13 protein-coding genes are annotated in these 12,863 nt (G+C 54.2%); 7 read left to right on the top strand and 6 right to left on the bottom strand.

Going from position 1 to position 12,863, the window contains the following annotated elements; all coding sequences use genetic code 11:
- The first annotated feature begins 117 nt into the window (after window positions 1–117).
- Both TURPA_RS21650 and TURPA_RS08525 read left to right on the top strand, forming a co-directional pair.
- A complete protein-coding gene (locus TURPA_RS21650; RefSeq protein ID WP_014802896.1) occupies window positions 118–792 on the top strand; it encodes a DUF6989 domain-containing protein in 675 nt (224 codons plus the stop codon).
- 4 nt (window positions 793–796) lie between these two features.
- Window positions 797–1,888, top strand: a complete 1,092-nt coding sequence (locus tag TURPA_RS08525; protein WP_014802895.1) for a DNA alkylation repair protein — start codon at window positions 797–799, stop codon at window positions 1,886–1,888.
- 38 nt (window positions 1,889–1,926) lie between these two features.
- On the opposite strand, the gene TURPA_RS08520 is transcribed toward TURPA_RS08525, so the two are convergent.
- The 3 genes from TURPA_RS08520 to TURPA_RS21645 form a co-directional block, all read right to left on the bottom strand.
- The gene (locus tag TURPA_RS08520; RefSeq protein WP_041948405.1) at window positions 1,927–2,361 is read right to left on the bottom strand and encodes a TlpA family protein disulfide reductase; all 435 of its coding nucleotides are present in this window, start codon (window positions 2,359–2,361) and stop codon (window positions 1,927–1,929) included.
- A 61-nt stretch (window positions 2,362–2,422) separates the two neighbouring features.
- Window positions 2,423–2,956, bottom strand: a complete 534-nt coding sequence (locus TURPA_RS08515) for a TetR/AcrR family transcriptional regulator (protein ID WP_014802893.1) — start codon at window positions 2,954–2,956, stop codon at window positions 2,423–2,425.
- Window positions 2,957–2,959: 3 nt separating this feature from the next.
- Window positions 2,960–4,120, bottom strand: a complete 1,161-nt coding sequence (locus tag TURPA_RS21645) for an adenylate/guanylate cyclase domain-containing protein (protein WP_014802892.1) — start codon at window positions 4,118–4,120, stop codon at window positions 2,960–2,962.
- A 449-nt stretch (window positions 4,121–4,569) separates the two neighbouring features.
- Between TURPA_RS21645 and TURPA_RS08505 the strand changes: the two genes are divergently transcribed.
- Window positions 4,570–5,547 carry a metal-dependent hydrolase gene (locus TURPA_RS08505; RefSeq protein ID WP_014802891.1) on the top strand — a complete coding sequence of 326 codons (978 nt, stop codon included), beginning with the start codon at window positions 4,570–4,572 and terminating at the stop codon, window positions 5,545–5,547.
- Here TURPA_RS08505 and TURPA_RS08500 read toward each other — a convergent pair whose 3' ends face one another.
- A complete protein-coding gene (locus TURPA_RS08500) occupies window positions 5,548–7,338 on the bottom strand; it encodes a TVP38/TMEM64 family protein (protein ID WP_014802890.1) in 1,791 nt (596 codons plus the stop codon).
- A gap of 77 nt (window positions 7,339–7,415) precedes the next feature.
- On the opposite strand from TURPA_RS08500, the gene TURPA_RS08495 reads away from it, so the two are divergent.
- The 4 genes from TURPA_RS08495 to TURPA_RS08480 all read left to right on the top strand — a co-directional run bounded on the left by TURPA_RS08495 (window position 7,416) and on the right by TURPA_RS08480 (window position 11,220).
- A complete protein-coding gene (locus tag TURPA_RS08495; protein ID WP_014802889.1) occupies window positions 7,416–7,916 on the top strand; it encodes a DUF1761 domain-containing protein in 501 nt (166 codons plus the stop codon).
- A gap of 12 nt (window positions 7,917–7,928) precedes the next feature.
- On the top strand, window positions 7,929–9,143 hold the full coding sequence (locus TURPA_RS08490) for a sterol desaturase family protein (RefSeq protein ID WP_014802888.1): 1,215 nt from the start codon (window positions 7,929–7,931) through the stop codon (window positions 9,141–9,143).
- Window positions 9,140–9,439: a PilZ domain-containing protein gene (locus TURPA_RS08485; RefSeq protein ID WP_014802887.1), complete on the top strand. Its 300-nt coding sequence runs from the start codon at window positions 9,140–9,142 to the stop codon at window positions 9,437–9,439. The genes TURPA_RS08490 and TURPA_RS08485 overlap by 4 nt, the downstream gene beginning before the upstream one ends.
- 134 nt (window positions 9,440–9,573) lie before the next feature.
- Entirely contained in the window at window positions 9,574–11,220 is a 1,647-nt protein-coding gene (locus TURPA_RS08480) for a protein adenylyltransferase SelO (RefSeq protein ID WP_014802886.1), read from the top strand.
- Between the two features lie 58 nt (window positions 11,221–11,278).
- Here the strand turns inward: TURPA_RS08480 and TURPA_RS08475 are convergent, their stop codons facing one another.
- Window positions 11,279–12,418: a bacteriohemerythrin gene (locus tag TURPA_RS08475; RefSeq protein ID WP_014802885.1), complete on the bottom strand. Its 1,140-nt coding sequence runs from the start codon at window positions 12,416–12,418 to the stop codon at window positions 11,279–11,281.
- Window positions 12,415–12,789 carry a PilZ domain-containing protein gene (locus TURPA_RS08470; protein WP_014802884.1) on the bottom strand — a complete coding sequence of 125 codons (375 nt, stop codon included), beginning with the start codon at window positions 12,787–12,789 and terminating at the stop codon, window positions 12,415–12,417. Before TURPA_RS08470 ends, TURPA_RS08475 begins: the two co-directional genes overlap by 4 nt.
- Window positions 12,790–12,863 lie beyond the last annotated feature (74 nt).

Here is a 12,863-nt window from a genome sequence, read left to right as displayed (position 1 = left end):
GTCTCGGCCTAGGTTCTGATTCATGAAATGAGCGCCACTCAGAAAAGGGCGGGTCGGTAAAACCCAGAGATTCATATCTCAGTTGTCCCCCAGAGCAGTTCACGCCGAAGGTGAGCCATGAATTACAACCGCAGTGATTTTCGTCTGGCTTCAGCGCTGCCCTGGCAGTTTCTCTTTCTCGTCATCACGGCCGCTCTTCTCTGGTTCAGAACCCCGGCAAACATCGGTATTGCACTACTGACACTTTGCGTTGTATGGGATATTCTCTTTTATCTGTGGTCACGGACAGAAGCGTCTATTCAGCTCAAGCAGATTCTTATTTTCTCTATGGTGCTCAGCATTTTCCAGATCTTTCCCGATTGGGTACTCTCGCGGCATCTCGGCGTACTGGTCTTGCCACCCGATGGCCTGTTCAAGTGGGACACCGTGTCAGGATACATGGCGCTACTCTGGACAATACCTGCCTCGCAGATTCTGATCGCCTACTCGGTCGCGCATGAGCGCTGGGGCTATAAGCTGGCCTATGCCGCCGCAATATTGGTGGGAGCTATTCTTTTCATCGGGTCTGAAGAACTGCTTTGGATGCTGCCCTCTTGGTACGCAATTAATGTGATCAAATGGGGCCATGTCGCCCGCTATATCATCCTGCCGGAGATCTTGCTGAGCTTCATGATTGTTTTTGTATTTGGACGCGTGAAAGAAAAATCTCTCCTGTGGTATACCTGCGGCGCGGCCCTGGTTTCATTTATCTATACAGCAGCGGCCGTGTTGAGCTACCACCTGATGGGATAATTTGATGCAACCCCTCAAAGACCAGTTCTTCAGCAAGACATACATTACCACGCTCGCAGCCGATGTAAAAACCGCTGCGCCAGATTTTGACGCGGCCGCATTCACAAGGCAGGTACTCGACCGCAAATGGAAAAACCGCGAGCTCAAAGACCGCATGCACCACGTCGCCGACTGCCTGCACGCAGCTCTCAACCATGATTACAAAAGTTCTATCCGCTTGCTGACACCCATCGTGCAGCAGAGGATCAAAGAAGGCACCAATTCATTCGGTGACATGATCTTTCCCGACTTTGTCGAGCGTTTTGGTTTGGAGGATTTCAAAACTTCTGTCAGGGCGCTCGAAGTGTTCACGGCTGCGTGCAGTTCTGAATTTGCGGTCAGGCCGTTTATCGTGCGCTATCCGCAAGAGATGATGCAGGTGATGCTGCAATGGTCGAAGCATAAGAGCGAGCATGTGCGGCGGCTGGCTTCAGAAGGTTGCCGGCCGCGTTTGCCCTGGGCGATGGCATTGCCTGAATTTAAGAAAGACCCGCGGCCAGTGCTCAAGATTCTGGAAAATCTGAAATCCGACACTTCCGAATATGTACGCCGCAGCGTGGCGAATAACCTGAACGATATTTCGAAAGACAACCTCGAGGTCGCGCTGAAAACCGCGGAGCGATGGGCAGGGTCATCGGCTGAAGTTGACGCACTCGTGCGGCATGCGCTGCGCAACGAACTCAAGAAAGGCAACCCGCGCGCACTCAAATTATTCGCCTTGGCGACAAAAACCAAAACGCAAATTCGCGATCTAAAGGTTTCGCCTGCCAAAATCAAAATCGGCGATGCAGTGCGCATCGAGTTCTCTGCGGTTGTGGCCGCTGCCGAGCGTCTGCGGCTCGAGTACTGGGTCTTCTTCGTCAAAGCAGGTGGTAGCACTTCGAAGAAAGTATTCCAGATTACCGAACGCGAATTTGAAAAGGGCTCGCGCCACAACTTCAGCAAGAAGCACCGTTTTCAGAATTTTACGACGCGAAAGCACTATGCCGGTGCGCACCGCATCGTCGTTGCTGTCAATGGTGAGCAGAAGGCCGAGACGCAGGTGCTGCTGCAATAACGGGCGGCAGATTTGGCTTAGTTACGCCGCAGGCGAGGTTACTCGAGTTGACGCGAAAGCTCTGGCGAGTTCCAGTCGACATCGCCGACCTTGGTGAAAACGGTTTCGCCCTGCGCATTCAGTAAATAGATTGTCGGTATCGCATGTATGCCGTAATGTCCAAAATCTTTCGGTAGTGAATAGAACCTGAAATTGAATTTCATCGCGTCACGGTATTGGACCATTGTCGTGATACCTTCGTCAGTGAGCGCTACCACATCTACGCCCTTGAGTTGCCCCTGCAAAACACGTTGCAGCTTCGGCAGTTCACGCTCACAGTCATGACACCAACTGGCAAAAAACACGACGACTGTGCCGCGGCTTGATTTCTGCCATACCTTCACTCTTTCGCCCCGCGCATTGTACGCTTCGAGTTGTGCAAACTCAATGCCCGGCGCAATGCGGTATTTTTGGTAGATGTAGCCAATAACCACCAGGAGCAGAGTGGCGACTGCAGCTATTCTGTAGAGGGAAGAGCGGCCTTGCAAAATAATCTCAGAGCGATTTGACAAACTCGCGCAAATCGCGCAGGTAGTCAGGTTTGTTGTTCAGGCTGTCCATCATCAGACAACCTTCGATGGATGAAAGAATTACGGTGGCGAGCACCTGCGATTGCTTTTCAGATTTGCCCAGTGCCACCAGCTGACGGCGAAGCCATTCGCTGAGGTCGACAAAGAACCGAGCCACGAGCGCTTTGGCTTCGTCTGAAATCTGTGAAGATTCGGCGGCAAGAATGCCTGCCGTGCAATGGCGGTTTTCGAGATTCGACTCGATAAGGTCGAACAGCTTCAAGAGGCGCGCCTTGCCCGGCTTCAGCTTTGCCGTGTCGGCCTCGATCGCAGCAAACATACTCTTGCCATATTGGTCGGCAACAGCTTCAATCAGGTCATCTTTATGGGCAAAATAATAATGCACACTCGACGACTTGATGCCCAGCTTCGCCGCGAGCTCGCGAAAACTAAGGCTTGAGACACCTTTTTCTTGCAGCTCGCGGTTGGCCAGGGTCAGAATTTCTGTTTTTTTTCCCATACGTTAGGGCGCATCGATATAATGCGCCAGCACAGTTTCTGTAAGATTCTTGAGCCGTAAACGAACCTGCTGCTCGCTCTTGGCATGTGGCTGAACGCTCTCAAATAGCGTCTGGCTGATGAGAATGCCACCGGGGCGGCATGCCTTCTGCAACCGCGCTGCAATGTTGACGGCGTTACCGATCAGCGTATTGTCTCTGCGGTCATCACCGCCAACGTTCGCGCGAATTGCCTGCCCTGAATGTAGCCCCATGGTGACGTTTAGCGTCACGTCGCCCCTGACTGCGCGCTCTTGATTGAGTTCTTCGAGCATGGCGCGAATCTTGAGGGCCGTGGCAACGGCCTGCGCGCCGTCTTGAAACAGACAGAAAAGCTGATCACCGACAAACTTATCGATGTCTCCGCCGTTCGCAAAGACGACATCGACGATGGGCCTAAAATAGGCGTTGAGCAGCTCAACAGTTGCCGAAGAGCCCAGTTCTTCACTGAAACGCGTGAAACCGACGACGTCGAGAAAGAGATATGTCGCAAAAACCTCCTCATCGTGAATATCTAACCGCCCATTTTCGACGGTCAGGTCGGCGCGCTCCCAGACGCTGCGCGATGTATACCTTTTCATGAGATTCTCGAGTGATATTGCCTTGCGGGTAGTTTTCGCAAGCGCGCCCAGATTATGCCTGAGCTCAATCTGCGCCATCGCCTGTCGCGCAAGCATCTTGAGTCGGGCAAGAGCATCTTCTGAAATTTCCCGCGGCTTGGTATCGACCACGCACAGTGTGCCGAGATTGTAGCCGTCACGGGTTTTCAGCGGAGTACCCGCGTAAAACCGTACGCTCTTTTCAGCATCGACCACGCCGTTCTGAAAACGGGCATCGAGACTGACGTCGCTCACGACCATACCATCTTCGGTCATGATCGTGTGCGCGCAGAAGGCGCCTTCGCGTGGTGTTTCAGGAGCGTCGAAACCGACATTCGACTTAATCCATACTCTGTCTTTGTCGACGAGGGTAATGAGGCTTACGGGTGTGCCGGTAATATCGGCGGCAAGCCTTGTCAGGTCGTCGAACAGCTGCTCTTTTTCGCTGTCGAGAATATCGTACCGCCTGAGCGCGCTCAGGCGTTCATCTTCGTTCATGGGAATCGGGGTTGTGAGCGTTGTTGGCATTGTGTCCTCCGGTTATCTATCTACTGATAGATAGTATACACCAGCATGCACGCTGCGGCAAATTTTTATCTATCAGTAGATAGGTTATTTTCGGGCGCGGCCGGTACCGCGACCGAAATGGGGTCTTTTGCCGCTTCGGCAGCTACCGCCTGGTGACCAGGCGGGAACTCGCTGACGCGCATTTTCTTGCCCATGCGAACTGCTAATCAAAGCAAATTCCTCCGCGAATCGAGGCGATTCGCTATGCGAGGGGCGCAAAACCGCCCGAATTTGCGCTGATTAGCCGCCCTTGGCGGCATCGCAATTCGCATCGCCAAGAAAATGCGCCTTGTGTGTTATGCTTCGCGAGTTCCCGCGTGGTCACCCTGGTCACCTCTGACCAAAACCGACTTTACCGCAGAGAACTGAGTACGCGGCTGCTACGATGTTGAAACTGCGCGCAGGCACTCATGGATAACCTGACACATTCCATGACGGCGGCAATCGCCGCAAAATTCGTGCGCACCCCACCTTCGGCCGGCGACACCGGCACAAAGCGCACGATCTTTTGGCTGCTCGTCGCAAGCGTGAATTTTCCCGATCTCGATGTGGTAATGGCGGTTTTTCGCGATCCGATTCTGACCATCAAAACCCACAGGTGGATTACCCACTCGGTGCTGGCGGCGCCACTCTTTGCGGTAATACCCGCCGCAGTCTTTTACCGGTTCAGCAAAGTGAAAGACTTTCGCCTGCTGTGGTTTACGGCCCTCTTGGGAATCTATATCCACATTTTTTCTGACCTGGTCACGCCCTATGGTACGATGCTGCTTGCACCGTTATCGAACCACCGTTTCACATTGAGCTCGCAGTTTATCGTCGATCTGTATTTTACGTTCGGGTTGCTCGCTTTCATTTTGCTGGGCAGATACGATGCCAGCCGCCAAAGATTCTGGCACAGGCTCGGATTGTTCTTTATGGTCGCGTACCTCGTTGGCACATTTGGTTTACAGCAATATGCGCATGCACGGGTACGCCGTGCCGTCAGTGAAAACCGTATCGAGTTCGAGAAGATTTCTGCGCTACCCCTACCTCTGAGTATTTTCGATTGGGGTGGCCTGGTGCAGACGAAGAGCGGCGTGCTCCGTGCAGAGTTCAGCCTCTTCGATGACCGGCTTATGTTTGAAGACCTGCGCCACGCGGCCGACGCTTTTGTCGATCGTACCCGCCGGCATGCGCAGGCGGTGTGGTATCTGGGGTTTGCGCACCACCCTCTCGTGCATTCGTTCGTGCAAGACAACAACCACATCGTCGAGATACACGACATGCAATTTTCGGCACCCGCGCGCATGGTCAAAATGTTTGGTATAAAAAAGCCGCACGCGCCCTTTGCCCTAAGGTTTACCTACAATGCGGCGGGTGAGTTGGTGGGCAGTTCGTTTAACGAATAGTCACTCGTCCCGAAACGGCGAACGCGCTTCGAATTCGGTCGCTGCCAGTCTGCCGACATAGTAGTTGCCGATCGTGCGATAGAACCAGTTATCTGAATGGAAGAGCAGCAGGTAATCTTCGCGATCGGCGCCCACGGTTGACTTGATTTCGAGTGCCGTGCGACCCAAATGGATTGCAGGTAGTTTTTTTTCGATACCCTCGGCAACAAAATCATAGAGCATGCGCTGGTACAGCTTCTGCTCGGCGTTCACGTCTGCTGCGAAACCGACATAGTGCGCGATCAACCTGTCTGCAGCATCGAGCGAGCTGCGAAAACCAACAAGCCGGTCATGCAAGAAATAACCGTAGAGCGAAAACTGCGGCATGCCTGCGAGGCGCATGAAGTAGTCTTCGGGTATACGTTCAAGATTAAACTTGTCTTGCTTCACGACCTGCGACAGCAGGCCGTTGATCTCGGCCTTGTGCTCGGCGATTTGCGTCAGGTTCAGCTTCTGCATGGAAATCGCCGCGCTTTTTTTCATCGTGCTCTGGTAGCGCTGCCGGTATTTCGTGCGCATAGCGGCAACGTATGCCTCAACCGTTGGCCACGTATTCTGTACCACCATATTCGGATCGACCTGAAACTTCTTGAATTCGGCTGGCTTTTTTCTAAGTGGCGGATTAATATCTTTCACGATCACGGCGTCGAAATCGATGACATTTTTGAGTTTTCTGAGAGCGGCAACCAGTGCGTCGGCTTCATCGAGATCGTCTGGCTTTGAGACAAAGCGAAAATCGCCCGTCAGGTTCGGACAGCCATTCACCAGAATCGTGATGCGGCGGTTTTGCACGAAAAATGCGATAATCTTGCGCACGACGCTCTTACCGAGCGAACCTCTGGCCTTGACATAACCCAGCAGTTCTTTCGGCGTCACGGTAATCTTCTGAAAAAGCAGCAGCGCATCTGAGCCGTGCGGGCCGCCGACCTTGACGAAAAAACTCTGTTGATCGACGCCATAACTCACCTGCGAAATATACGAGGCCAGCCGCTGCTGGTCTTGAAAGTATAGATCGACACCCTTGATTTGGTCAAGCCGCGAATAGACTATGGAGCCGATTCTCTTCTGAAGGCGATATCTGGTGCAGGCCGCCGCGACCTTCTTGCCGAGGACAATGCAGAAGAGCAGCACACTCGACATACCGAAATAGATCGGAATGTAATAGACGGGATTTTTGACGTAAGGGCTGAGCGCGGTGGTGATGAGGCCGATGCAGAGAATTCCCGGGGTAAGGCCGAGAAACGTGCCCAAAATGTAGAGGCCGGGTTTAACTCCCACTGCGCCCGCGAGATAATTCTCAACGGTGAAGGGCGCGACGGGAGTCAGCCGAATGATCATGATCGTCGCAAGGCTCGGGCTCTGCAAAGCTTCTTTAAGGTCAGAGAGTTTGCGGTGTTCCAGAAAGCGAAATACCTGCTTCTGGCTAAACCAGGCGCCGAAATAGTAATTCAGAACAGAAGCAGACATCGTGCCGGCAAAGCAATAGACAACTCCCGGATACAATCCGAACGTGAGAATCGTGCCATAGAGCAGAATGCTGATGGGAAAAACAAAAATACTCAGAACGCAATAGACAAGCACTACCCAGAAAATAGCGAATGGCGTATTTGGAATATTGCGAACGCCGTTGCTGATTGCGTCAATAATCGCTGGGTCGAGAAACTTCCATGAAATTGCCAGGGCAATGAGCAGAATGAGCGGAAAGCTGAGCCGCAGCAGATCGACGAAGCGGCCCATTTTGCTCTGCGCCATATCTGTCGCAGTGCGGCGGCGAAACCGACCGTCAATGTGTTGACATGGCATGAGTTGAAGGCGCAGCATGCCCGACTATGATGCCCAACCTTGCAATGATTGCACTCGCCGCTCTGATACCCCTGGCCGTGGGTTTTGTCTGGTACCACCCTAAAGTTCTCGGCACCGCATGGATGAACGCCGCGGGTCTGACAGAAGAGAAACTCAAAGGTGCGAACATGGCGCTCATTTTCTTTCTGGTTTTCGTGTTTTCGTTTCTGATAGGTCTCGCGATTATTTCAATCGTCATTCACCAGGGTCATGTGTATTCGATACTCGTGAAAACACCGGGGTTCGGCGTACCAGGCTCGCCGGTGCAGACGATGCTCGAAAACTTTATGCGCGACTACGGTCAGAACTACCGCACCTTCAAACACGGCGTCTTTCACGGCGTGCTGTTCTCGATTTTCTTTGCTTTTCCGCTCATCAGCATCAACGCGCTGTTCGAGCGCAGAGGCTTCAAATACATCTTTATCCATTCGGGTTACTGGCTGGTGACAATCGCCCTGATGGGCGGTGTGATCTGCCAGTACGCCTGATATGAGCCTGCCATGAACGTCTACGCGCTGCTGACCCCGATCGCGATCTTCTTTGTGCTGCTCGAGATCGCGGCCTGCTTCGCCTTCAAGCGCAAATACATCAACTTCCAGGAGGCTGTCGCCAATTTCGGCACAGCCCTGGGTAACCAGACCACCAACCTGCTCGTGGCAGCGGGTGTGTACGAAGTTTATGGCTGGCTACACGCCAACTACCGTGTCGCCGGTCCACTCGAAATGACACCAGTGAACTTCATTCTGCTGCTGCTCGGCGTCGATTTCATCTTTTACTGGGTGCACCGCTGGGGCCACGAGATGAAGATCATGTGGGCGGCACATTCGCCGCACCACTCGGCCGAAGAAATGAATTTTTTCGTCGCACTGCGTGCGAGCGTGACGCAGCGCCTATTCTCTTTTTTCTTTTTTTGGCCGCTGACCCTCGTGGGTTTCACGCCTTTCGACATCTATACGATGACCGCACTGCACCTCTTCATTTCTTTCTTGCACCACACAGAATTTATTCCTAAATTGTGGCGGCCGATCGAGTTCATCTTCACCACGCCGTCGCACCACCGCGTGCACCATGGCGCCAACTACCAGTACCTCGATAAGAATTTCGGTGAGTTCTTGATCATCTGGGACAGGATGTTCGGCACCTTTGCCGAAGAGCGCGAGAAGATCGTCTACGGCATGTACAACCACCCGCAGTCGTTTAACCCGATCAAGATCAACTTTCACTACTACGCCGTGATTTTCAGGGAAATGCTGAAAGCGCCGGGCCTCTTCAACAAGCTGCGCATCTGGTTCATGCCGCTCAGCTGGTCACCAGAAGGCAAGAAGCCGCTGCCGCCCGAAATCACCGTGCAGAACCAGAAACGCTACCAAAGCGTCATGTTTGACGGTGCCAAGACCTACCTCGTGGTGCATGCGATACTGACTGCCGTACTGATGCTGTTTGTGATCTCACCGAAATCCCCACTGTCTTATGAAATGAAATGGGTGGGAGCTATACTCTTGTGGCACAGTATCATCAACTGGGCCGGCATTCTCGAATCGAAACGCTGGTTATTGCCGTCAGAGCTCGCGCGGCTCGTATTGACAGTCGCATTCGTCGCGCAGGTCTCACATCGCTGGGAGATTCTCACGACAGTTACTGCGATTGCGGTACTGTCTGCAGTCTGGAACCTGATCTACTTCAGGCCGTTTACCAGACAGGTTGCGACAGCTTGAAGGCAGACCAAAGGGCGTTCATTCGAATCAAAGCCACGAAAGACATTACACTTTCGGTGGGTGCCGATTCGCACGCCGGTGAGACCCTCGACATTGGCCAGGGGGGCCTCTGCTTCACGGGTCCGAGCGCGCTGGACCTTGGCCCGGCGATTGTGCTTATCAATAAATCTGACTTCGTTTTCAAAGGCACAATTCTGGCCTACCACAGGTCAAAAGTTTCAGGCGAACCACATTTTCATTTTCGATTCGATAAACACATCGATTCGTCAATCCTCGCTGTGGTACTCAGTCTCTGAAAATGGCGTAAGGTTTTTCGCGGTATGGCTCGGCCCCATGGCGCACTAGTCGGCGTCTTAGGTCTTCAGATTGCCTGCCATGGAGCAGAATATATTTCGCCGCAGGCGCAGCAGCTGCTTAACTTCACAGCAACGTGCCTATAACTCATACACCCCCAGACGAAAGCCAAACGGCAAATTGGAACTTCGACACCAGTTACCTGAACCTGCCGGAAATTTTTTACACCCCGGTGGCACCCACCCCCGTGGCGCTGCCGCAGCTCGTGGTGTTCAACCGCGAACTCGCGCTTGAACTGGGTCTGAACGCCGAACTGCTCGGGCAAGCTGAGTCTGCGCTGGTATTTGGCGGCAATGTTTTGCCCGAAGGTGCAACTCCGATCGCGCAGGCTTATGCCGGCCACCAGTTCGGGCATTTCACGATGCTGGGCGACGGCCGCGCGATTCTGCTCGGCGAACATGTGGTCAAAGGTGAGCGGTTACCCCCCGCCAGTGGCGCGCCAGACACATCGCTGCGCTGGGCCCGCCGCTGGGATATTCAACTTAAGGGCCCGGGCAAGACACCCTATTCGCGCCGCGGCGACGGCCGCGCGGCGCTGGGCCCGATGCTGCGCGAATACATTATGAGCGAGGCAATGTTTGCACTCGGCATACCCACGACACGCAGCCTAGCCGTGGTGGTGACAGGTGAACCCGTGTACCGCGAAAACGTTCTTCCCGGCGCAGTGCTGACGCGCGTCGCGGCGAGCCATATTCGCGTGGGAACTTTTGAATTTGCCGCGGCTCAGGGATGGGCAGGGGCCGGCGCGCGCACGGACGCGCTCGGTGCGCCGGCCGCGGCTATCGCAAGCCAAGAGGGAAAACCTGAAATTTTACAGGCGCTGGCCGACTATACCATCGCGCGACACTACCCTGAAATCGGCCCGCGTGAAGACCGCTACGTCGCCTTCTTCGACGCGGTCGCCGAACGGCAGGCGCAACTGATCGCGCGCTGGCAGTGCGCCGGGTTCATTCACGGCGTGATGAACACCGACAACATGGCGCTCTCGGGTGAGACGATCGACTATGGCCCGTGCGCGTTCATGGACGCGTTCGACCCCGCGACGGTTTTCAGCTCGATCGACCAGCACGGCCGTTACGCGTTCGGCAACCAGCCGCGTATCGCTGCCTGGAACCTGGCGCGCTTCGCCGAAACGCTGCTCTCGCTCTTTGCCGACGATGAACAGCAGGCGATTGCAATCGGCCAGCAGGCGCTCGCGCGCTTCAACGAACGCTTTAACCACCACTACTCACACGGTATGCAGGCGAAACTGGGCCTCGTGAACCATGAAGAGGCGGATGTAGGTCTCGTGACAGATCTGTTGACACTGATGCAGCAACACACCGCGGACTATACGAATACGTTTCGACGCTTAAGCGGCAGAGCAGCGGTATCAGCCGAAAATCATGGCACCGAAGCCAACACCCTACCCGGCACTGAGGCACTCTTCGCCGCGGCAGAATTCACCGCGTGGGCTGGCAGATGGTGGGCGCGCGTAAAACGGCAGAGCATATCACCGGCTGAAGCACTCACGAACATGCGCGCAGTCAATCCGGCAGTCATACCGCGCAACCACAAGGTGGAAGAAGCACTCGCGGCCGCCGTGAGTGCAGGTGATCTTTCGGTCATGGAGTCGCTACTCGAAGCGCTCAAAAATCCATTTGTCGAGACTGAAGCGAACCTGGCTTACCGCTCACCCGCACCCCCGGCCGCTGAGCCGTACCGGACTTTTTGTGGGACCTGAAATTCAGTCGCGAGCAGATTTTGCCGGCAGCAACAACTAGCGACAGTCAGGCCGGTGATTACGCGCCGCTGGCCCGCATGCGGGCGGTGATATACGTATAAATCAGGGTCTGGTCTCGGGGAATCGAGATTTCTTTTTCGCGAATGAGCAGGCGCGAAATATTGATCGTCGCCTGCGTGTCATGGGCGAACACGCGGGCATATTTGCTGTCTTCGATGACGATATGGGTCAAGAGCCATTGCCTCAGCAAAGTCACAAGGCTCGACAGCGAATGGTGATTGCCGGCGTCGTATTCTTGTTTCAGTTTCTGCACGGTGCGGCGAAAGTCTTCGTGCAGCCTGTGGTGGGCTTTTTCTTCGGGGTAGCCGAGCTTTGCCATCAACCATTCTTCGCAATTGAAGTGTATGTCAACGTAGTCAAGCAGGTCGGCCAACACGCGCTCAAGGTGCGTTCTGCGCTCGGCAAATGAAATATGCAGCATACTTTCCATCTCGACGACCATTTTGAACAGCCAGAGATGCTGCATGTCAATGAGCGGTATATTCGTGCGCACCTCGAAGCGTTTCCAAAGTTGAAAGAGGTCGTCGAGTATCGCCTTGCGAATGCCAGGAATCACTTCTTGCGCGACGAGCAACTGCCTGTAGAGCTGCATGTGTATCGATTCGTGTTCTGCGGTGATATCGGTCACCACTGCGCCGACAAAGTCAACCGGGTTAAAGTGGTGTTTGCTGAGATAAACCTTCCATTGCGGATCGTCTCTTTTAATGTGTTTGTCTAACCAGAGTTTTATCAGGTTCACAAAACTTTCGCCGTTTTGTATATTGCCGGCCTTGTCGAGATTCAGCGCGGCCGTGAGGCGACTGAGAAAATCGGCATGGTCAAGCGCTATTTCTTCATGCCGGGGAATCTCTGCCGCCTTCATGACCCGGTCTTCAAGCTCGAGGTGGCTGCGCAGAAACCGTACCAGTTCGCGCGCGTATGCAACCAGTTTGCCGGCCCGCTGCTCGGAGTGCTTCGTGAGCAGCACCGACTCCATTCTGAAAACGAGGGCTACCAACCATAGATGCTGCGCATCGATAATTTCAACGCCTAACGCAAAATGAGAATCGGTCCAGTGTTTATGCAGCGATTCGAGAAAAAACGGGTCAAATATTTCAGGGGTCGAAACCTGGGTCGCAGGCGCTGAATTGTCGCTCATGAACCCGCCCCACGCGCAGGTTTGAGCGATTGCAGCATTTCGGACAACACGACGCCTTCGTCAAAGGCGATACCGAGCTTCAATATCTCAGAGCCCTGCGCCTTTTCAGCCGATCGCCACGCAATCTTGCCTGCAAACTGCATCTGCAGCGCAGGGTTGTCGCTCAAAATTTCGCCGCGAACCGGCGAATTCATGGTAAAAATATCGCCATGGGCCTCACCTGCCATTTGAATGCGCAGGCCACCGGCCGATATGTCTTCAACCAAAGCTTCGGCGAGCAGTGGCTGATCGAGCTGAGCGCTGCAATCGGCGAAAAGACTGACGCGCGCACGCAGGTGCCGGCGCTTCTCGTTCGGTATCTTATCAACCATGTAAATCTGCGTGGGGTTAGATTTCACTATGTCAAGCAATTGACGGTACAGGGTTCTGCCGCGCCATGTTCTTC

Source organism: Turneriella parva DSM 21527, assembly GCF_000266885.1.
Classification (GTDB): Bacteria; Spirochaetota; Leptospiria; order Turneriellales; family Turneriellaceae; genus Turneriella; species Turneriella parva.
The sequence above is the reverse complement of the archived record's forward strand: the minus strand, read 5'-3'. Positions and strand labels throughout refer to the sequence as shown.

Bases quoted from the DNA above. Each gene is read 5' to 3' on its own strand.
- TURPA_RS08475 (WP_014802885.1), bottom strand. From the start codon at position 12,418: ATGAGCGACAATTCAGCGCCTGCGACCCAGGTTTCGACCCCTGAAATA.
- TURPA_RS08490 (WP_014802888.1), top strand. From the start codon at position 7,929: ATGAACGTCTACGCGCTGCTGACCCCGATCGCGATCTTCTTTGTGCTG.
- TURPA_RS08500 (WP_014802890.1), bottom strand. From the start codon at position 7,338: ATGGCGCAGAGCAAAATGGGCCGCTTCGTCGATCTGCTGCGGCTCAGC.
- TURPA_RS08525 (WP_014802895.1), top strand. From the start codon at position 797: ATGCAACCCCTCAAAGACCAGTTCTTCAGCAAGACATACATTACCACG.
- TURPA_RS21650 (WP_014802896.1), top strand. From the start codon at position 118: ATGAATTACAACCGCAGTGATTTTCGTCTGGCTTCAGCGCTGCCCTGG.
- TURPA_RS08505 (WP_014802891.1), top strand. From the start codon at position 4,570: ATGGATAACCTGACACATTCCATGACGGCGGCAATCGCCGCAAAATTC.
- TURPA_RS08515 (WP_014802893.1), bottom strand. From the start codon at position 2,956: ATGGGAAAAAAAACAGAAATTCTGACCCTGGCCAACCGCGAGCTGCAA.
- TURPA_RS21645 (WP_014802892.1), bottom strand. From the start codon at position 4,120: ATGCCAACAACGCTCACAACCCCGATTCCCATGAACGAAGATGAACGC.
- TURPA_RS08495 (WP_014802889.1), top strand. From the start codon at position 7,416: ATGATGCCCAACCTTGCAATGATTGCACTCGCCGCTCTGATACCCCTG.
- TURPA_RS08470 (WP_014802884.1), bottom strand. From the start codon at position 12,789: ATGGTTGATAAGATACCGAACGAGAAGCGCCGGCACCTGCGTGCGCGC.